The organism is Stenotrophomonas testudinis, from assembly GCF_024499815.1.
Lineage (GTDB): Bacteria > Pseudomonadota > Gammaproteobacteria > Xanthomonadales > Xanthomonadaceae > Stenotrophomonas.
In genome coordinates this window covers 35,317-53,788 of the sequence record NZ_JAMOKY010000027.1, presented here as the reverse complement: position 1 = coordinate 53,788, position 18,472 = coordinate 35,317, and the positions used below count along the sequence as shown (strand labels likewise).

The 18,472-nt window shown below is 67.7% G+C and carries 18 protein-coding genes and 3 tRNA genes; 11 read left to right on the top strand and 10 right to left on the bottom strand.

From position 1 onward, the window contains the following. Positions 1-193 precede the first annotated feature (193 nt). Complete coding sequence (locus tag NQ204_RS14320) at positions 194-1,090, bottom strand: M48 family metallopeptidase (RefSeq protein WP_108769401.1); 897 nt, start codon at positions 1,088-1,090, stop codon at positions 194-196. An 89-nt stretch (positions 1,091-1,179) separates the two neighbouring features. Next, positions 1,180-3,051 carry a formylglycine-generating enzyme family protein gene (locus tag NQ204_RS14315; RefSeq protein ID WP_116863062.1) on the bottom strand — a complete coding sequence of 624 codons (1,872 nt, stop codon included), beginning with the start codon at positions 3,049-3,051 and terminating at the stop codon, positions 1,180-1,182. Between the two features lie 84 nt (positions 3,052-3,135). On the opposite strand from NQ204_RS14315, the gene rnd reads away from it, so the two are divergent. Continuing rightward, a complete protein-coding gene (gene rnd / locus NQ204_RS14310; RefSeq protein ID WP_116863061.1) occupies positions 3,136-4,215 on the top strand; it encodes a ribonuclease D in 1,080 nt (359 codons plus the stop codon). 183 nt (positions 4,216-4,398) lie between these two features. Here the strand turns inward: rnd and NQ204_RS14305 are convergent, their stop codons facing one another. The 5 genes from NQ204_RS14305 to NQ204_RS14285 form a co-directional block, all read right to left on the bottom strand. Then, positions 4,399-4,989: a hypothetical protein gene (locus tag NQ204_RS14305; protein ID WP_256644214.1), complete on the bottom strand. Its 591-nt coding sequence runs from the start codon at positions 4,987-4,989 to the stop codon at positions 4,399-4,401. 94 nt (positions 4,990-5,083) lie between these two features. Beyond that, on the bottom strand, positions 5,084-5,536 hold the full coding sequence (locus NQ204_RS14300; RefSeq protein ID WP_256644213.1) for a hypothetical protein: 453 nt from the start codon (positions 5,534-5,536) through the stop codon (positions 5,084-5,086). Positions 5,537-5,664: 128 nt separating this feature from the next. Then, on the bottom strand, positions 5,665-7,992 hold the full coding sequence (locus tag NQ204_RS14295) for a TonB-dependent receptor (RefSeq protein ID WP_256644212.1): 2,328 nt from the start codon (positions 7,990-7,992) through the stop codon (positions 5,665-5,667). 159 nt (positions 7,993-8,151) lie between these two features. Then, positions 8,152-8,442 (bottom strand): Rho-binding antiterminator, encoded by a 291-nt coding sequence (locus tag NQ204_RS14290; protein ID WP_116863066.1) that lies wholly within the window; start codon positions 8,440-8,442, stop codon positions 8,152-8,154. Between the two features lie 85 nt (positions 8,443-8,527). After that, positions 8,528-9,910 (bottom strand): DUF4932 domain-containing protein, encoded by a 1,383-nt coding sequence (locus NQ204_RS14285; RefSeq protein WP_165835677.1) that lies wholly within the window; start codon positions 9,908-9,910, stop codon positions 8,528-8,530. A 126-nt stretch (positions 9,911-10,036) separates the two neighbouring features. Here NQ204_RS14285 and NQ204_RS14280 point away from each other — a divergent pair. Both NQ204_RS14280 and NQ204_RS14275 read left to right on the top strand, forming a co-directional pair. Further along, positions 10,037-10,112, top strand: a tRNA-Ala gene (locus tag NQ204_RS14280). Between the two features lie 129 nt (positions 10,113-10,241). After that, a complete protein-coding gene (locus tag NQ204_RS14275; protein WP_116863056.1) occupies positions 10,242-10,688 on the top strand; it encodes a hypothetical protein in 447 nt (148 codons plus the stop codon). A gap of 30 nt (positions 10,689-10,718) precedes the next feature. On the opposite strand, the gene NQ204_RS14270 is transcribed toward NQ204_RS14275, so the two are convergent. Beyond that, the gene (locus NQ204_RS14270; protein ID WP_165835676.1) at positions 10,719-10,895 is read right to left on the bottom strand and encodes a hypothetical protein; all 177 of its coding nucleotides are present in this window, start codon (positions 10,893-10,895) and stop codon (positions 10,719-10,721) included. Between the two features lie 108 nt (positions 10,896-11,003). Next, positions 11,004-11,765 carry a hypothetical protein gene (locus tag NQ204_RS14265; RefSeq protein ID WP_256644211.1) on the bottom strand — a complete coding sequence of 254 codons (762 nt, stop codon included), beginning with the start codon at positions 11,763-11,765 and terminating at the stop codon, positions 11,004-11,006. Positions 11,766-11,892: 127 nt separating this feature from the next. Between NQ204_RS14265 and NQ204_RS14260 the strand changes: the two genes are divergently transcribed. Together NQ204_RS14260 and NQ204_RS14255 are read left to right on the top strand one after the other, a co-directional pair. Then, a complete protein-coding gene (locus NQ204_RS14260) occupies positions 11,893-12,354 on the top strand; it encodes a hypothetical protein (protein ID WP_116863054.1) in 462 nt (153 codons plus the stop codon). Next, positions 12,351-12,818 (top strand): hypothetical protein, encoded by a 468-nt coding sequence (locus NQ204_RS14255; RefSeq protein WP_256644210.1) that lies wholly within the window; start codon positions 12,351-12,353, stop codon positions 12,816-12,818. The genes NQ204_RS14260 and NQ204_RS14255 overlap by 4 nt, the downstream gene beginning before the upstream one ends. 36 nt (positions 12,819-12,854) lie before the next feature. Here NQ204_RS14255 and NQ204_RS14250 read toward each other — a convergent pair whose 3' ends face one another. After that, a complete protein-coding gene (locus NQ204_RS14250; RefSeq protein ID WP_116863052.1) occupies positions 12,855-13,883 on the bottom strand; it encodes an NADP-dependent oxidoreductase in 1,029 nt (342 codons plus the stop codon). 372 nt (positions 13,884-14,255) lie between these two features. Between NQ204_RS14250 and NQ204_RS14245 the strand changes: the two genes are divergently transcribed. The 6 genes from NQ204_RS14245 to NQ204_RS14220 all read left to right on the top strand — a co-directional run bounded on the left by NQ204_RS14245 (position 14,256) and on the right by NQ204_RS14220 (position 18,465). Continuing rightward, positions 14,256-14,331, top strand: a tRNA-Phe gene (locus NQ204_RS14245). A gap of 72 nt (positions 14,332-14,403) precedes the next feature. Then, positions 14,404-14,479 (top strand) — tRNA-Phe (locus tag NQ204_RS14240). A gap of 107 nt (positions 14,480-14,586) precedes the next feature. Further along, a complete protein-coding gene (locus NQ204_RS14235; RefSeq protein WP_116863051.1) occupies positions 14,587-15,153 on the top strand; it encodes a lipocalin family protein in 567 nt (188 codons plus the stop codon). Positions 15,154-15,294: 141 nt separating this feature from the next. Continuing rightward, the gene (locus tag NQ204_RS14230; RefSeq protein ID WP_116863050.1) at positions 15,295-15,771 is read left to right on the top strand and encodes an LEA/WHy family protein; all 477 of its coding nucleotides are present in this window, start codon (positions 15,295-15,297) and stop codon (positions 15,769-15,771) included. Between the two features lie 61 nt (positions 15,772-15,832). Further along, positions 15,833-17,623 (top strand): acyl-CoA dehydrogenase C-terminal domain-containing protein, encoded by a 1,791-nt coding sequence (locus NQ204_RS14225; protein WP_116863049.1) that lies wholly within the window; start codon positions 15,833-15,835, stop codon positions 17,621-17,623. 176 nt (positions 17,624-17,799) lie between these two features. Further along, positions 17,800-18,465, top strand: a complete 666-nt coding sequence (locus NQ204_RS14220) for an HNH endonuclease (RefSeq protein ID WP_079222565.1) — start codon at positions 17,800-17,802, stop codon at positions 18,463-18,465. The last annotated feature ends 7 nt before the right edge of the window (positions 18,466-18,472 follow it).

Sequence of the window (18,472 nt, the reverse complement as noted above, 5' to 3'; positions counted from 1 at the left end):
GGGGGGGGGGGGGGGGGGGGGGGGGGGGGGGGGGGGGGGGGGGGGGGGGGGGGGGGGGGGGGGGGGGGGGGGGGGGCCCCGCGGCGTCCCCCTCAACCGGACCCACCCCGCCATCCCAAGGAATGCCGGCTTTTGACGTTGCCCTGGCTTGCAGCAGGTGCAGGGCTGCAAGCCCTGCAAAACAAACACCACCCTACTTTGCCTGCTCGCAGAACTTCTGCCGGTACTCCAGCGCCTTCGGCATCAGCGCCTGCAGGTTCTGGATCCGGGTACCCGGGTTGGGATGCGTCGAGGAAAACTCCGGCGGCGACTGTCCGCCACTCGCCTGCCCCATCCGTTCCCACAACGGCACCGCCTCGCGCGGGTCGAAACAGGCCGCTGCCGCCAGCATCAGCCCCACCTCATCGGCCTGGGTCTCGTGGCTGCGCGCATATGGCAGCAGATAACCGTAGCCCATCGCCGACATCATCATCTGTTGCTGCTGCGCATCCATGCCGCTCGCCGCGCCTGCCACCTGGCCGATCTGCGTCAGCTTCTGCTGCGCCATCCGCTGTGCACCATGGCGCAGCAGCGCATGGGCAATTTCATGGCCCATCACCACCGCCATCGCATCGGTCGTGCGCGCCACCGGCACCAGGCCGGTGTACACCGCCATCTTGCCGCCTGGCAGGCAGAACGCGTTGGCCTGGTCGGACTGGATGACGTTGACCTCCCAGTCGAAATCACGCGAGAAATGCCCCGGCTGTACGCCGTGCTCCTGCGCCAGCGCGGTCTCCACAACGTCCACCTTGGCGATCAACCGCTGCGCGATGGCACGGATGTCGCGCGAGATCTGCGCGTTCGGATCCAGCGGCCGCTCCTGCGACAGGATCTCCTGGTAGGCCTGCAGGCCCAGCGCTTTTTCCTGGCTGGCATCCAGCGTGCTGTCGATCAGCACCTTCTCGCCGGTATAGGGGTCGACCGTGCGGTTGGAAAACCAGTAGAACGCCGCGTAGCCGGCCGCCAGCAGCAGCACCCACCAGCGGATGTTGCCGAACAGGCCGCGCCGCGGGCCCTGTTGCGGCGAGCGGGAAAAGGGATCGTTGCGCATCGACAGGTCTTCCAGCAGACCCCGCCGGCCGGCGGGCACGGCGCAATCTTAGTGCGCCGCCGCCCATGGCGGGTGAAGCCCGGCCCGTCTCAGATGCCGCGCACCAGGCGGAAGCCGATGCGCGCGCTGGTGGTGTCCGAGTCCTGCGACTGGCGCCAGGCCGCGCGGGTCTGTTCCGGGGCATTGGCCCAGTTGCCACCGCGGATCACCCGCGAGCGGCAGCCGGGGTTGAACCAGGCCGCACCATCGGACGGCGCGCGCCGGTAGCTGGCGTGCCAGCAATCGGCCACCCATTCACTGAGGTTGCCGGACAGGTCATGCAGGCCGAAGGCATTGGCCTGGAAGGTCGCCACCGGTGCCGGCCCCCACCAGCCATCGCCATAGCCGACGAAGGCGTTCTGCCAGTGCCGGCCCGACGGCGAGACGTCGCGGCTGCCGGTGTAGTTGCCGTTGCCTTCCGGTGGGAGGCCGGCATCGCCCCAGGGGTAGCGGCCGCTGTTGCCACCACGCATCGCGTATTCGAACTCGGCTTCGCTGGGCAGGCGGTAGGAACGCCCGGTCTGCTCGGACAGCCAGGTGGCGTAGTTCTCGGCGTCGCGCACGCTCACATGCATCACCGGCGAATTGCCCATCGCCCGACCGCCGTCGTAATCCGAGCGCCAGTCCACGCCGCTGCGGCGGATGAAGTTGCCGCTGCGCTCGTCATAGACCACCGAATGGCCACGCCGCGTCGCGCGCGGACGGGCGTTGGTCGCCTTCACGTAGCGCTCGAAGTCACTCACGGTGACCTCGGTGATGGCCATCGCAAAGCCGCGCTCGAAGCGCACGTAGTGCGAGGGCCGCTCGGCGTCGCTGGCGCCGGGCTCGGTATCGCCGGCGCCCATCTGGAAGCCGCCATGCGGCACCACGATCATCTGCGGGCCGCGGCCGCCGTCACGCAGCGCATCGCTGAACACCTGGCCCGGGCGGAAACTGCCGTAATGGGTGGCCAGGTCGATGCGCTCGCGCAGCTGTGCAACCACCGGATCACCCGGCAGGGCGATGCGCAGGGCTTCGGCCAGCTTCTCGCGCGCCGGCTTCAGGCCCTGCGGGGTGGTCAGGTCGCGCAGGCCACCGTCGCGCAGCTGCACCAGGGCGGCGGCGCGGATCTGTTCGATGCGCTCGAAGGCATCAGCGATGGTCGGCGAGGAATCGCGGACTTTGCTGGCCTCGGCAAGCCAGGCACCGGCACTGGCGAAGTCGCGCGCACGCGCGGCGTCCTCGGCACGACGGATCAGCCCGCTCTCGGCCGCAGCCAGGCCCTGCCGCGCACGCTGGTTGTCCTCGTCCAGGGCCAGGGCTTCACGGAAATTGGGAATCGCACCGTCGCCGTCTTCGCCGATGCGGTCGGCACGCAGGTCCTCCTCACCGGCACGGTTGTAGGCCACCACGCGCTGCGCGGTCTCGACCCGACCCTGCAGCACGCGCACTTTCTCGTCCTTCGGCGCGAGGGTCAGCAGCACCAGCGCCTGGCGGCTGGCCTCGGCCAGTGCTTCGCGCTGCTTCAGCGGCCGCGCCAGCAGCGCATCGGCCTGCTGCAGCAGGCGCCGCCGGGCACGCTGCAGGCCGGCACGGGCCTGGCGATCGTCCGGATCAACCTCCTGCACGGCCAGCCACAATGGAATGGCCGCCTCGGCATCCTCATACAGGTGGTCGCGGGCGAAGGCCTGCTCGGCCGCACGCCGCAGCTGTGCCTGGTTGCGCTGCTGCCGGTCCACCCGCGGCGGGGTCCATTGCTGGATGTCCTCGGCCGCATCGTCATCGGCGATGGTCACCGTGCCCTGCCCCGGTGCCGGTGCCGGCTGCTCCCGGGCCGGGCGCTCGTCACCGGCCCCGTCGGCGGGCACCGGAGGCGGCGGTGTGCAGCCGACCAGGGCCACGGCCAGGGCGGTGCACAGCGCGGACGACAGCGGAAAACGCAAGCGGGAGCTCCTTCAACACGGACGCGGACCGACGTTAGGCTATTCTCCCCTGCCTGAGCAAACCCGAGTAGTAGGCCCTGACCCGTGGCAACCTGGATCACCACCCCCGCCGAGCTGGACACCTACCGCCAGCAGCGCCCGAGCCGCATCGGCCTGGACACCGAATTCATCCGTGAACGCACCTTCTGGCCGCAGCTTGCGCTGGTGCAGATGGCCGTCGGCGATGACATCCTGCTGATCGACCCGCTGATTCCCGGCATGCCCGAAGCGCTGGCGCCGTGGCTGGCCGACGAATCGATCACCAAGGTGATGCACAGCGCCAGCGAAGACCTGGTGGCCTTCAAGTGGACCTGCGGGGTGATGCCGCGGCCGCTGTTCGACACCCAGATCGGCGCGGCGTTGGCCGGTATCGGTGCCGGCATGGGCTACCAGAAGCTGGTGCAGGAAATCACCGGCGTCGCCCTGGCCAAGGGCGAGACGCGGTCGGACTGGATGCGCCGGCCGCTGTCCGAATCGCAGCTGCAGTACGCCGCCGACGATGTCGAGCACCTGTTCGCGCTGCATGATGCGATTGACGGCAAGCTGCAGGCGCTGGGCCGCCAGCAGTGGCTGCACGACGATGCAGAGCGCCTGCTGGCCAGTGTCGCCAACGATGAAGAGCGCTGGCCGCACCTGGCCATGCGTGCGGCGCAGTTCCTTGATGCACCGGCCCAGCACCGCCTGCTGCGCCTGCTGCGCTGGCGTGACGTGCAGGCCCGCAGCAGTGATCGCCCGCGCAGCTGGATCCTGGACAACGAACTGGCCGCCACCCTGGCGCGCACGCCGCCGGCCGATGCGGCCGCGCTGGGCAAGCTGTTCGAGCAGTTCCCGAAGGCACCGCGCAAGCTGGCCGGCGCGGTCTGGCAGGCGCTGTCGACGCCGCTGGACGACGAAGCAGATGCGCCGCTGGCCATGCAGGCCACCGACACCAACAAGCAGCTGGTGAAGAAGCTGCAGGATGCGGTGGCCGAGCGCAGCCGCGAACTGGGCCTGGCCGACGGCGTGCTGGCCTCGCGCAAGCACCTGGAAAGCTACCTGGAGCGCCGGCAGTGGCCGGCCGCCCTGGTCGGCTGGCGCCAGCAGGAGCTGGAAGCCCGCCTGAAGGCCTTGCTGCCGGCACGTTGATGGCACGGCGCCGGTTCGTGCCGGCGCCATCCTCAGCGCATCCCGGCTGGGTAGAGTCGACCGCTGGTCGACTATCGCCCGCAGCGCGGGAACTCTTCTGCAGCGCCCAGAGCAGTCGACTGACAGTCGACTGACAGTCGACTCTACCGGGGAACGTCCACAACGCTTCCCCGCCGCCGTCGCTCAGACGTAACCGCGCTCCTTCAACCGGGCCCAGCGCTCCGGCCCGATCGCCCGGTGCATACCGGGCAGCGGATCGATGCTGCCCGTGTTGTCGGCCACGGCCACGGCCACCACGAAATCATCGGTGGTGTTGAGCAGCGCGCGGCGCTCGGGCGCGTCCAGCCAGGCCGCGACGTTCTTCAGCACCCGTTTGGCCGACACGTCGCTGCGGCGCAGCTCCACGTACTGCGAATGGTGCTTGCAGGCCTCGACCAGCGCCTCGTCATCGAACCAGCATTCGTCCGCATCGCCCTGCCCGCCGCGCATCTCATCCGGCGCCCACAGGTAGTACGCCACATCCTCGCCACGGGCCAGCACCGCGTCGCGGTATGACTGCCGGCCCCACACCAGGAACGGTGGCCAGGCCGCGGTGAAGTCGCTTTCGGTGAAGCACAGCAGCAGGCAGTACAGCGGTTCATCGCGCGGGATGCGGGACAGCTGCGGTAATTGCCTCGACCAGCAGCCGCTCGACCCCGGCGGTGACCGTCGCCAGCGTCTCGCCCGGGCGTGGCCGCTGGTACTGCAGGCGGCGCTGGCCGGTAACGCGGCCATTCTTGTCCAGGTACTCCAGCACGATGCGGTCGAGCTGGCCGGCATCGTCATAGCTGTAGACATCCTGGCACCACCACGTGCGCCCCGCCGTGCTTTAGTTGCACATCACTTCACGCAGCAGGCGGTCGCCTTCGCAGTGGCAGGTGCGGTCGATGCCGCGGCCCTCGTCCACCAGGTCCAGCGCCTGCAGTCGTCCTCCTTCCTCGCGGAACTCCCAGGCGGCGTTGATGCGGCCAGCGTCATGGAAGCTGAGGTACTGGCGACGACCCGGCGCATGCAGCCACACGCCGATGCGGCCGGACGGGCAGCGCTCGAACACGATGCGCCCTGCCTCATCCAGGCCGTGCTGCACGTGCTTGCGCGCATCCGCCTTCGCGTCGGCCACCCAGCGCGGCGGCGGCGTGCCACTGGATTCGCGCGGGAACGGCGTGATGTACCCCATCGATGCGGTCGCCCCGCGCCAGCTGACCACCTGCGCTTCGCAGCGCGCCTGCAGCGGGAGGGCGGCAGCGGGTTCGGCGTGGGCCTGGTACAGCGCCTTGAGCATGGTCGAGATCCATTCAACACGGCGCGCGACCATAGCATGTGCATCCGCGCCGTCATGGCACGCAGGTCGCGGAAACGACAACGCCCCGCAGATGCGGGGCGTTGCCGGGTGCCGCATGGAACCTGTGCTTACCAGTTCATGTTCAGCGAGACACCCACGGTACGCGGTTCGTTGTAGACCGCGGCCATGTAGTTCTCGATCACGCCCTTGAGGTTCTTCTCGTTGGTGATGTTGCGCGCGAACAGCGCCACTTCGTAGGCACCGTAGTTGCCGGAGTAACCCAGCTTCAGGCCGCCTTCGAAATCACCCTTGGAGTTGAACTCCTTGCTGTCGTACAGGACGAAGCTGGTGTAACCCTGCTTGTTCCAGTCGGTGGACACGAACATGGTGCCGGCGTCGCTGACCGGGAAGTCGTAACGCGCAGCGAAGTTCACGTTGTACTTCGGCGCGTTCGGCAGCGGGTTGCCGTCGATCTGGGCGAAGGTGTTCGCACCGACCTTGATGGTCGGGTCGTTCACGGTGCACACCACGGCGCCGTTCAGCGCGCAGACCTGCGCATACACGCGCTTGTCCTGGATCTCGCTGTGCAGCAGGCTCAGGCCGGCGCTCAGGGTCAGGTTCGGAATCGGGCGCAGTTCCATGTCGGCTTCAAAGCCGTAGGCCTTGGCCTTGTCGGCGTTGAACAGCACGCCGTTGCCGTCCGAATCATTGCCGTTGAGCTGGATGTCGTTGACGGTGTAGGTGAAGGCGGTGGCGTTCAGGCGCAGGCGGTTGTCCCACAGGCTGCTCTTCACGCCCGCTTCCCACGACAGGATCGTTTCCGAATCGGCGGTGGTGAAGTCGGCGTTGAACACGGCCGAGCGGCCCTGGATGGTCGGGCCGCGGAAGCCACGTGCCACCTTCGCGTAGACGCTCACGTTCGGGTTGAACTGGTACATCGCGCTCAGGTCCCAGCTCGGGGTGGTATCGGACATCTTCACGTCCGTACGGCCCTTGTAGGTGACCACGCCCGCAGCGGTGTCAGCGGTCTTCAGCAGGCGGGTGTGCTTCTCGTCCTTGGTCTGGCGCAGGCCGGCGGTGATGCTGAACTTGTCGGTGAAGGCGTAGCTGATCTGGCCGAAACCGGCCCACGAGGTGTTCTTGTTGCGCAGGCGCACCCAGTTGTTCGGGTTGCGGGCCGCGCCCTGCAGGAACCACGCGCGCTGGTAGAAGTCGGTGGTGTCGCTGCCGTTGAAGTAGAACGCGCCGGCCTGCCACTGCAGGGCGTTGTCGTCATGGCTGGCCAGGCGGAATTCCTGGGTCCACTGGTCCAGATCGCGGATCTGGCCCATCGACTGGCCGTAGCCGTTCGGCACGCCGTTGACCGGGAAATTTACTGCGGCGCCGCCGTCGGTGTCGCCACGGCTGTAACCAGAGGTGGTTTCGTAGGCAGTGATCGAAGTGAAATCGACCGCGCCGAAGTCATAGCGCGCCTTCACCGAGCCGCCGTAGGTCTTGTAGGCCTGCGGGTTGTTGTCGGCTTCGTCGTAGGCGACCTTGTCGCGCGGCACGTCGGTCTGGTTCGAGCCCTTGGTCAGCGCGTTGCGCAGGAACAGGGTCGAAGTGCCGTCGTAGTCGCGGGCGTGGGCTGAGGCCAGGATCGAGAACTGGTCGCTGGGCTTGAGCAGCAGCTGCGCGCGCACGTTGCGGTCGTCGAAACCGCCCATGGCATTCTTCTTCGGGCTGACCGTGCCATCGGCACTGGGGCCGGTGTAGGTGTTGTCGACGTAGTCGTCGCGGTGCTGGTACAGGGCCGACACGCGGAACGCCGCGACGTCATTGATCGGGCCACCGAAGCCGCCGTCGATCGACACGCTGTTGTAGCTGGCGTAGCTGGCGCTGACGCGGCCGGTGTACTCGTCGGTCGGCTTGAGGGTGTCGAACTTGACGATGCCGGCGGTGGTGTTGCGGCCGAACAGCGAGCCCTGCGGGCCGCGCAGCACTTCCACCTGGTCCACGTCATAGACCGGGTTGGACTTCAGCACCACGTGTTCCAGCACCACGTCGTCCTGGATGATCGACACCGGCTGCGAGGCACCCAGGTAGAAGTCGATGTTGCCCAGGCCGCGGATGTAGAAGCGCGGGAAAATGCGGCCGGTGGTGGTTTCCGCATACAGGCTCGGCACGCGGCCGGACAGCGCCAGCAGGGTGTCGTCGCCGCCGGCGGTGAAGTCGCGCATGCGCTCGCCCTGCACCACGCCCACCGACACCGGCACTTCCTGCAGGTTCTGTTCGCGGTGCTCGGCGGTCACGGTGATCGTGTCCAGCGCGGTCGCGCTCGGCGCGTGGTCCTGCGCGGCGGCGCCGAAGCTGGCAGCCAGGGCCAGGCCGGCACAGGCCAGGGCCAACGGATGGCGACGGAAGGAAACAACGGACGACATGCCCGACGAACGGCGGGAATCGATATGGGAAGGCATCGAGAGCTCTGAGGAGGCATCCGTGCGGCCTGCGCGAGCCGGGCGGTAGAAAAGGGAGACGCTGCGCAAGCGTTCATTATCGCCCGAATTGTTACGATTTCGTTGCGCACCCCGTCGCAGTCAGGTTGCCGCCCGCTGCGGCAAAGTGGGCCGTGCCCCCTATTCCTGCGCCGCGTTGGCCGGTCCGGGCCCCAGCAGCGTGCGTGCACCCGGCTGCCCATCGGCGCCCAAAGTCGCCACCGCATGCAGCTGGTCCAGGCGGATGCGTCGCTCGCCATCGTCCGTATCCAGCAGCAGGAATTCCTCCTTGTCCGCAGTGCTGATCGTGGTCCGCGCACGCGCAACGAAGCGGCTGCCATCGCGCAGTTCGACCTGCAGCAGGGCGTGGTGCAGGCAGGCGATTTCCAGCACATCGTGCAGGTCGCAATCCAGCGGGTGGTAGTCGGTCATGCGCTGCTCTTCCATCAGGTGAGGAAACAAAGTCTGTCACGGCTGAGCGCCTGCGGCCTGACCGCCCTTGCGGCAGCGCCGTCCATCATGGCCGTTCCGACCCAGTCTCCGGCCCGGCCTGCGCCGCCGTGCGCCACTGCCACCGCAGCGGTGGCAGGCGCTCGCCCTGTGCACTGCGAAAGCCGCCAGGCACGTCGGGATCATTGAGCAGGATTTCATACTCGCGGCCGGCAGCCATCCTTACCGGCATCACCAGCGCCCGACCGTCCGGGCTCCACTGAGGAGGTCCAAGGAAATCAGGCAGTTTTTCCCCGAACACGCCAATCGCACTGCGCATCGGGCGATCAAACTGCAGGCGCAGCTCGGCCTGTCCGGGCGCGACCCCAGTAGCGCCCCTGGCGGGCCAGTACTGGAGCCTCCACGCCTGCCAGGCTGGCGGCATCCGCGGCGCGGCCAGCACCTGCCTCAGCACAGCCACGCTCGCATGTTCGTGCAGCGGCGCGTGCATGCCTGCCCATCGTTCGGCCAGCGCAGCCGTCCATTCAAACCCGCGCTGCACGTCCTCTTCCATCGCGCGTCGCGCGGCGTCGGGACGCGCGTGATCCAGGAAATAGCGGATCGTCAGCGCGCGCGCCACCGTTTCATACAGCACCGGTCTCCATTGGCCATAGACACCCGGAATCACCCTCCGCTCGCCCGACGTTCGCAGGGCTGCCGCATTACGGTCCACCCAGGGATTTGCCCACGCATGCGCTGTCTCGTGCACGAGCAGGCGCTGCACGGCTTCTGCATTCCACTGCACATGTGCCGCGTCCGGTGCCTGCCCGACCCCGATAACCGCCCAGGCGTCCATGCTGCCATCGGCACGGACGACACGAGGTCCGTAGTTCCCACGGCCATGCAACGGGGCCACGATGATATGCAGCCGTACGACGTGTGCCATGCCTTCCAGCGCGCTGAACCAGGACACGTCGACGCCATCACCCAGCGCAGTTTGCAGTCCCGCGGCCATCTGCTGCAGTTCGCCCCGTTGCGATGCAAAGAAAGCTGTCGCCCGGCTTGCTTCTGCGAACGCGGCCAGGTCGCGCATCATCCGAGTGGCGGAGACCTCATCCCAATGGGTGGAAGCAACGGGCAGCCAGTCACTGACGGGGACAGCCGGCGTCCACTCCGCATCGGCAGCCAGTACCGCCAAGGCAACTGTATCGCCGTAGCCGATGTTGCGTTCGTGCCTGTACTGGCGCAAACGAAGAACCGCAGGGTGCGCGGCGAAGGGCAGGAAATAAGCCGCTACAGCCGCATCGTAGGACGCAACACCCTCGCCTTGGAACTCCTCGAAGCCGGCCAGGCGAGCCACGACCGCAGCCAGTTCGATGCGTTCATCAACGGACACCAGAGGCGACCCAAGCTCCGCCGCATGTGTCACCGGGCACAGCGAGAGCAGCAACGCGAACAGGCAGCGGCGCATACGGATTCCTTCCCATGGCGATGAATGGCCCATGCTGGCAGTTGTGGCGGCATGCCCGCAGTGGCGGAAGTCATCTTGCCCTGCACTTGGCAAGGGGTGTCCGCAGCGCTACACTAGCCCCGCCGTGGGGCCATAGCTCAGCTGGGAGAGCGCGTCGTTCGCAATGACGAGGTCAGGAGTTCGATCCTCCTTGGCTCCACCACTATTCAGAGAAGCCCGTAGATCCCAGCGATCCGCGGGCTTTTTCTTTGGGCCGCCGTCGCGGTGGCGGTCACCCATCCCACGCCCCTGCGCTAGGATCATCATCTCGACACCGACCGAGGATGCACGGATGCATGCAGTCACTGCCCTGCTGGCGCTGGTCGCACTGGTCGCGCTGGCCGTTCCCGCCGCCCCTGCACTTGCCGACGATGGCGCGCCGGAAGACAGCGCACAGTGGGGCCTGCGCAAGGAAAGCCCGATCAAGGTATGCCAGCCTGATGGCCAGCGGGCCTATCTCGAACAGCTGGTCTGCAGCGATCAGACGCGCCCGCGTTTCGAGCGTGGCGGCAACGTCGGCAGCCGCAATCCACCGTCCAGCGACCGTGTCGTCCGCGAACATCAGTTCGAGGCGATGATGACCTTCGCGCCGCTGGCCGAAGGCACGCCCGACTACCACGTCATCGACCGTTACGACGTGCACTGCGGCGAGACCACCACCGCGGTCTACATGGACATGTACCACTGCCCGGCCGTACCTGTGCCGCGCGCGCCTGCCGGGTTCACGCTGCAGGACTGAACGCCCGGGCAGCCGCAGCCGTCGCCGCCCTCAACCCGGCTCCTGGCTCCCATCCTTGCGCTGCGGCCGCCGCGAATGCGCGTCATGCACCTGCTGGTCCCGCTGGCCAGGCCGCTGCTTCGCCACCTCGTCCTGACGGCGGTCCTGGCGGCTTTCCTCGGCACCTTCGCGGGCCTGCTGCTGGTTGGGATTCTGCTTGTCGTTCATGGGGGCTCTCCGGCCGGCAACAGGCCGACCCGGTCAACGCACGCTAGACGCGCGCCGGTGATGCGATGGTCAGGCCGCCGCGAGCGCCGCGTGCAGGACGCCTGCGGCTCAGGCCTGCACGCACTCGCGCACCGCAAACGGATGTCCACAGGCACTGCATTCGGAATGACCGAAGGCCAGTTCCAGCAGCTGCTCGGCGCGGATATCACCATCGCCGCGCACCTGCTGCATCAGCCACTGCTCGGCCACGCCAACCGGTTCACCGGGCAGCAGCGCAGACGTCGCCGACGGGGCACCGGACACCGGGTCCTCATGGCAGACATACGGCGCTTCAATATCCAGCGTGCAGTACAGATCGGGCGAACAGGCCACGCACTCACCCACGATCTCGCCCTCGGCAAGCCGGTCCAGGTGCTGCGACCAGGCTTTTTCACCGCTCAGCCCAAGCCAGGCCTGGCGCAGCCAGCCACGCTCGCCATGTCCATCCTCGGACAGTGGCACCGCCTCCCGGCCACTGCCCCGCAGGCGTTTCTGCACCTTGCTGCGCAGCGCCTGGATGACATCGCCATGCGGCACCAGCCCGGGATCGCCCACGTCCGAGCCGGCAACGATGGCGCCAGCCAGCAGCAACGCATCATCGCCGTCGCTGCGCCCGGTCTGCCGTGCGATCGAGAGCAGCACCGGCAGCGCGGCGTGGCTGGCCGGGTAGACCGTGCCCTGGTGGCACAGATGCGACCAGATGTCGTTCCAGTCCTGCTGGTGCTGCGGGTCCATCAGCTCGGCCAGCAGTGCACCCGCTTCAGAGGCGTCGCCATAGGCACACTGCAGCGTGCCCCAATCGATGGCATGAACTTCCGCGGTCCTTGGCATGTCCTTCCCTGGTCGATGCGGTAGGCGCCCAGCATGCCCCATCAACGGGCCGATTGGACAGCGCGCTTGTGGCTGCAACCGACGCCCGGCCACAATCGGCACAGCCACCGACGCACAAGGAAGCGCCATGAATCGCCCCGCCCTGCTGGCCTCACTGCTGGTCCCGCTGCTGCTGACAACCGGCTGCGCCCACCGCCTGGCCGCCGCGCCGCCGGTGCCCGGCTACATCGGCAACTACGAAGCCGTGCGTGCCGCGCAGGACGATCCAGCGCGCGGCATTTCCGGCACCTTCGCCTTGTCCGTGCAAGCCGTCGGCAGCGAAGGTGGCCGCATCTACCTCAACAGCGAACGCGACTACCGGCACCCGCTGAACATCACCCTCAGCATGGATGCCGCGCTGCGCCCCGCACTGGAAGAAGCACTGGGCCTGAAGCTGGACTACCTGCAGAATCGCCGCCTGCTGGTGGGCGGTACCGCGCGCCGGGTCCGCATCGACTTCATCAACGCCAGCGGCCAGCCCAGCGGCAAGTACTACTACCAGACGCAGATCAGCGTCAGCGATCCACGCCAGGTGCGTTTCGCCCCGTGAGTGCGCCCGGCAGCGCACCGCGGGCGCTTGATTTCGATGCCGCCGACGGCAGCATCGGCCTGGGTGAGCTGCCGCTGAGGATCGGCCCAACGCTCACGCTGGCGCAGGCCCGCGCGGGTTTTGCCGTGCTGCTGCAGGACAGCCGCGACCTCGGCAACGGCTACCAGTGGCTGCACCTGCGCGGCCTGCAGCTGCAGGGCGTGCCGGCGGCAGTCGCCCTGTGCTTCCACGGGCAGGCGCTGTCGATGCTGTCCATCGGCGTGCAGCTGCCCGGCGCGCCGATGGAAGACGGCTGGCCTACCGAGGCCGCCATCGATGCCGAAGTCGCGTTCATGCGCCGCGCCCTGGCCAAAGCGCTCGGACGCCCGCTCAACGCCGGCCGCGCCCGTTTCGAGTGGGGCGAGGCCTGGGCGGTGTTCGACCCGAAGGGCTTCATGGCCAGCAGTGGGTTGTCCTACCGCTAGCGCACCGCCCTGCCCGGCCGAATCGCCTTGACAGGCTCAATCAAGCTTCACCACCAGCTTGCCGAAGTTGCGCCCCTGCAGCAGGCCGAAGAATGCTTCCGGGGCACGCTGCAATCCTTCCACCACGTCCTCTCGGTACCGGATGCGCCCTTCGCGCAGCCACTGCGCCATCTCGCGCTCGAACTCCGGCCACAGGTGCTTGAAGTCATGCACGATGAACCCGCGCACGGTCAACCGCTGGCGCAGGATCTGGCTGAACAGGGCTGGCAACCGGTCCGGACCCGGTTGCTCGACACCGCGTGCGTTGTAGGTGGCGATGGTGCCGCACACCGGAATACGCGCGAAATCGTTGAGCAGAGGCAGCACCGCCTCCAATACATGGCCGCCGACGTTCTCGAAGTAGACGTCGATGCCATCCGGCACTGCGTCGCGCAGCTGCGAGGCGAAGTCCGGCGCGCGATGATCCAGCGCCACGTCCACGCCCAGCGTGTGCAGGTAAGCCTGCTTGGCAGCGCCCCCGGCAATCGCCACCACGCGCGCGCCCTGCAGGCGCGCCAGCTGGGCAACGGTGGCGCCGACCGGCCCGCTCGCCGCCGCCACCACCAGCGTCTCGCCCGGCTTCAAGCGGGCAATTTCATGCAGACTGGAATACGCGGTGAAGCCAGGCATGCCGAACACGCCCAACGCCGTGCTCAGCGGCAATCCGGCCACGTCGAGGCGGCGCCCCAGCGCGGCGGCCGGCAGCACCGCATGGGTCTGCCAGCCACCCGGTGCCAGCACATGGTCACCCACGGCAACATCGGCCACGGTGGACTGCAGCACCTCAGACACGGTCTGCCCTTCCATCACCGCGCCCAGCGCTACCGGCGCAGCATAGGACGGGCCATCGTCCATGCGTCCGCGCATGTACGGGTCCAGCGACAGGTAGCGGTTGCGCAGCAGCACCTCGCCTGGCTGCAGTGCCGGCAGCGGGGCCTGTTCCAGGCGGAAACTGGCGTCGGTCGGCGCTCCCTGCGGGCGTGAGGCCAGGACGATGCGCGTGGTGTTGATCGGGGTATCGGACATGGCAAGGGTCTCTGCTGCGTGCAGCATCGAAAGGGAGAGCCGACGGTACGCCTCCGCGCCGGCCTTGGGCGGCGACGGAAACAGCGTTCCACCGGCCGCCGCACACGCAGCCCGACACAGCCCCTGCCGCTGCGACTTTGCCGATATCGGCGCACCGCTGATTTCCGTCGCAGAGCACGCTCGCGGGGCATGCCCCCGCGCTACCTGCATCCCCGCCAACCAGCCGCGCGCATTCCGCCGCGCACGCAGGATCAAGCACTTGCGCGCGCGCAGACGGCAATGTGAAGGTTTTTTGCCAAAACGCTTGCCGAATGCGGTCTACCTCCGTAACATGCGCGTCCTCGGCAGCGACCTCGCTGCAACGAAACAAGTGGCCGAGTAGCTCAGTTGGTAGAGCAGGGGATTGAAAATCCCCGTGTCGGCGGTTCGATTCCGTCCTCGGCCACCACTTTCGAAGGCCTGCAGAAATGCAGGTCTTTTTTTTCCGGCCACTGCGTCCGCGCGGTTGGCCTGCCAAACTGGCCGAGTAGCTCAGTTGGTAGAGCAGGGGATTGAAAATCCCCGTGTCGGCGGTTCGATTCCGTCCTCGGCCACCAGTTTGAAGACCTGCAGAAATGCAGGTCTTTTTTTTTGCCCACTCGCGGCATTCACACCCCACCACCGCCACTCGCCTACGCTCGAAGCTCTCGCCCGGAGCCCGCCCATGCCGATGCGCCTGCGCCCTGCCCTGCTGACCTGCCTGCTGCTGGCCGCCGCGCCGGCCTTAGCTGCCGAACCCGTGCGCGCCGTCGAGGCCCTGGACATCGACCGCTATGCCGGCCAATGGCACGAAATCGCGCACCTGCCGGTATCGTTCCAGAAACAGTGCGTGGGCGAGATCACCGCGAACTACGGGCTGCGCCGCGATGGCCGCATCAGCGTCACCAATGCTTGCCGCAACCGCGAGGGCGAACGGGTGGTCGCCGATGGCGTGGCACGCCCGGTGGAAGGCCAGCCCGGCCAGCTGCAGGTGCGCTTCGCTCCGGACTGGCTGAGCTGGGTGCCGCTGGTCTGGGCCGACTACTGGGTGATCGCCCTGGACCCGGAGTACCAGTGGGCCGTGGTCGGCGAACCCGACCGCAGGTACCTGTGGATCCTCTCGCGCCTGCCGGACATGGACCGCAGCCTGTTCGAGCAGCTCAAGGCCAAGGCCGAAGCGATGGGCTACGACCTTGCGCCGCTGAAGATGATGGCCCCGCTGCGCGATCCCGCGCCCACGCCGGCCGACTGAATGCCGCCATGGGCGGCGCTCAGCGCGCGCCTGCGTTCATGTTCACGCGCTACCCTCTGCGGCGGGTCGCCGCCGGCGATCCATTCCACCATACGCCGTAGTATGCTTATCCCACGCACCCCCTATAAAGGACCTGCGCCCATGCTCCACCGTTTCCGTTTCGCCTTGATCGTCCTGTGCACCCTGACCCTGGCTGCTTGCAGCGATGGCATCGTCAAGCGTGTTTCGGAACCGGCGGCCAGCCTGCAGCAGCTCACCGTGGGCGCCGACGGCAACTGGACCGTGGCCCTGCGCCTGCAGAACTACAGCTCGATGCCCATGACCTTCGACGATGTCTCGCTGACCCTGACCGTCGGCGACACCGAAGCGGGCACCCTGCAGGCCAAGCCGGCCATTTCCATCGGCGGCACCTCGGCCGACGTCATCAACATCAACCTGGTGCCCAGCTCCGGCGCGCGCCTGGTCGTGGCCGACGCCCTGGCCGGCAACCGCACCCTGGCCTATGGCCTGAAGGGCACGGTGGCCGCCACCCCGCAGGAAAAGAAGCAGCGCAGCTTCGACATCAGCGGCCGCAGCACCCTCAACCAGGCCCCGGGCCTGCCCGGCGTGCTGCGCTGAGATTCCCCTTTCGCCGCGGCATTGCCTGCCGCGCCCTTTTGTCCTGATCGAGACGTCACCGATGAGCAGCTACACCGCCCCGCTTTCCGACCTCCGTTTCGCCCTGCACGACGTGCTCAAGGTCGAACCGCTGTTCGCCCGCCTGGGTTTCACCGACGCCACCGCCGACGTTGTCGATGCCGTGCTGGAAGAAGCCGGCCGTTTCAGCGCCAGCGTGCTGGCTCCGCTCAACAGCGTGGGCGACGAGATCGGCTGCGTGCTCGACCAGGCCACCGGTGAAGTGACTACTCCGCCCGGCTTCAAGCAGGCCTACGACCAGTTCGTCGATGGCGGCTGGACCGGCCTGACCGCCGCACCGGAACTGGGCGGCCAGGGCTTGCCGCACACCCTGGGCGTGCCGCTCAACGAGATGATCAACGCCGCCAACCTGGCGTGGGGCAACTTCCCGCTGCTCTCCCACGGCGCCATCGAAGCACTGAAGCAGCACGGCGAAGCCTGGCAGCACGACGCCTTCCTCAAGCCGCTGATCGAGGGTCGCTGGACCGGCACCATGTGCCTGACCGAACCGCATTGCGGCACCGACCTGGGCCTGCTGAAGACCAAGGCCGAGCCGAATGCCGATGGCAGCTACTCGATCACCGGCACCAAGATCTTCATCACCGCCGGCGAGCACGACCTGACCGAGAACATCGTGCACCTGGTGCTGGCCAAGCTGCCCGACGCCCCTCCGGGTGCCAAGGGCATCTCACTGTTCGTCACCCCCAAGTTCAAGGTCGACCGCGACGGCAACGTCGGCGAGCGCAATGCACTGCGCTGCGGCTCGATCGAGCACAAGATGGGCATCAAGGGCTCGGTCACCTGCGTGATGAACTTCGACGGTGCGCAGGGCTACCTGGTCGGCCAGCCGCACAAGGGCCTGCAGGCGATGTTCACCATGATGAACACCGCACGCCTGGGCGTCGGCCTGCAGGGCATCGGCCTGTCCGAACGCGCCTACCAGAACGCGCTGAAGTACAGCCGTGAGCGCCTGCAGTCGCGCGCGCTCAGCGGCGCTAAGTTCCCGGAGAAGGCCGCCGACCCGATCCTGGTGCACCCGGACGTGCGGCGCATGCTGCTCACCATCAAGTCGCTGGTCGAAGGCAGCCGCCTGCTGGCCCTGCACGCCGCCACGCTCATCGATGTTGCGCACAGCGCCGACGATGCCGCCGAGCGTGAGCGCGCCGACACCCTGGTCAGCTTCCTCACCCCGATCTCCAAGGCCTGCCAGACCGAATGGGGCATCGAGAACACCTACAACGCCCTGCAGTGTTTCGGTGGCCACGGCTACATCCGCGAGCACGGCATGGAGCAGCTGGCCCGCGATGCGCGCATCACCACGCTGTATGAAGGCACCACCGGCATCCAGGCGCTGGACCTGATCGGCCGCAAGACCGCCTCCAGCCAGGGCGCCGGCCTGAAGCTGATGCTGGCCGAAATCGAAGCGTTCGCGAAGGAACACGAAGGCAACGAGGCACTGGCCGAGTTCATCGGCCCGCTGCAGGCCAAAGCCGCCGAGTGGGGCAGCCTGACGATGGACGTGCTCAAGCGCGCCGCCGGCAACCCGGACGAACTGGGCGCAGCCAGCTACGACTACCTGTTCTATTCGGGTTACGTGGTGCTGGCCTACTGGTGGGCGCGCAGCGTGGCCGCCGCCGACGCCAGCGCGCACGGCGCCGACTTCGCCCAGGGCAAGCGCGAAACCGCCCGCTTCTACTTCGCCCGCGTGTTGCCGCGCACCCTGGCTCACGCCGCCGCCATGCAGGCCGGCGCCGCCCCACTGATGGCGATGGACGACGAGCGCTTCGGCGCCTGAGCCCAAGGGGTCAGAGCCCCCGCGATGTATCTGGAGGAGAGCCCCCCTTTGTTAAGGGGGGCGCGCCAACGGCGCGGGGGATAGGAAGAATGCGCGGACCCGAATCATTGCGATTTGGATATCGCCCACCAAGCGATATCCAAATCGCAATGATTCGGGTATAAGCTGTTTTCCCGATGGAGACAGACACTACACGCTTGGGTCTGATCGAAGCCGGAGCCTCAATTTCTGCTCCGGGCGCCGCGTCATCGCCCAATGCCAGCCCGCTGCATCGCCCCGGCACCGTCCGCCTGCTCTCGCTTGATGCCCACGGACGCGTCCTGGATTGGATCACCTGGCAGGATGCCGCCTGTCTCTACGCCCGCAATGCGGTGTCCTGGACACTGGGCGACCCGTGCCTGCACATCCACGGCGGCACCAACCGGCTCAGCGGCCTGCAGAGCGGCATGGACCTGCATCCGATCATCGCCGCCCGCGGCCACGCCCGCTCGCGCGCCCCGGACCCCACGCCGAACCTGACCAACCCGGCCCTGTTCGCCCGCGACGCCCACCTGTGCCTGTACTGCGGCCAGCAGTTCAACCGTCCCACCCTGACCCGCGACCACGTCATGCCGCTGTCCAAGGGTGGCCTGGACTGCTGGGAAAACGTGGTCACCGCCTGCTTCCAGTGCAACTCGCGCAAGAGCAACCGCACCCCGCAGCAGGCCAACATGCCCCTGCTGGCCATCCCCTACCGGCCCAGCTGGATCGAGCACCTGATCCTCTCCAACCGCAACATCCTGGCCGACCAGATGGCCTTCCTGAAGGCGCAGCTGCCCAAGCGATCCAAGCTCAGCACCTGAACATCGG

Bases quoted from the DNA above. Each gene is read 5' to 3' on its own strand.
- NQ204_RS14285 (WP_165835677.1), bottom strand. From the start codon at position 9,910: ATGCGCCGCTGCCTGTTCGCGTTGCTGCTCTCGCTGTGCCCGGTGACA.
- NQ204_RS14320 (WP_108769401.1), bottom strand. From the start codon at position 1,090: ATGCGCAACGATCCCTTTTCCCGCTCGCCGCAACAGGGCCCGCGGCGC.
- NQ204_RS14295 (WP_256644212.1), bottom strand. From the start codon at position 7,992: ATGCCTTCCCATATCGATTCCCGCCGTTCGTCGGGCATGTCGTCCGTT.
- NQ204_RS14300 (WP_256644213.1), bottom strand. From the start codon at position 5,536: ATGCTCAAGGCGCTGTACCAGGCCCACGCCGAACCCGCTGCCGCCCTC.
- NQ204_RS14220 (WP_079222565.1), top strand. From the start codon at position 17,800: ATGGAGACAGACACTACACGCTTGGGTCTGATCGAAGCCGGAGCCTCA.
- NQ204_RS14260 (WP_116863054.1), top strand. From the start codon at position 11,893: ATGAATCGCCCCGCCCTGCTGGCCTCACTGCTGGTCCCGCTGCTGCTG.
- NQ204_RS14250 (WP_116863052.1), bottom strand. From the start codon at position 13,883: ATGTCCGATACCCCGATCAACACCACGCGCATCGTCCTGGCCTCACGC.
- NQ204_RS14290 (WP_116863066.1), bottom strand. From the start codon at position 8,442: ATGACCGACTACCACCCGCTGGATTGCGACCTGCACGATGTGCTGGAA.
- NQ204_RS14305 (WP_256644214.1), bottom strand. From the start codon at position 4,989: ATGGCCGCGTTACCGGCCAGCGCCGCCTGCAGTACCAGCGGCCACGCC.
- NQ204_RS14275 (WP_116863056.1), top strand. From the start codon at position 10,242: ATGCATGCAGTCACTGCCCTGCTGGCGCTGGTCGCACTGGTCGCGCTG.
- NQ204_RS14230 (WP_116863050.1), top strand. From the start codon at position 15,295: ATGCTCCACCGTTTCCGTTTCGCCTTGATCGTCCTGTGCACCCTGACC.
- NQ204_RS14235 (WP_116863051.1), top strand. From the start codon at position 14,587: ATGCCGATGCGCCTGCGCCCTGCCCTGCTGACCTGCCTGCTGCTGGCC.
- NQ204_RS14265 (WP_256644211.1), bottom strand. From the start codon at position 11,765: ATGCCAAGGACCGCGGAAGTTCATGCCATCGATTGGGGCACGCTGCAG.
- NQ204_RS14270 (WP_165835676.1), bottom strand. From the start codon at position 10,895: ATGAACGACAAGCAGAATCCCAACCAGCAGCAGGCCCGCGAAGGTGCC.
- NQ204_RS14225 (WP_116863049.1), top strand. From the start codon at position 15,833: ATGAGCAGCTACACCGCCCCGCTTTCCGACCTCCGTTTCGCCCTGCAC.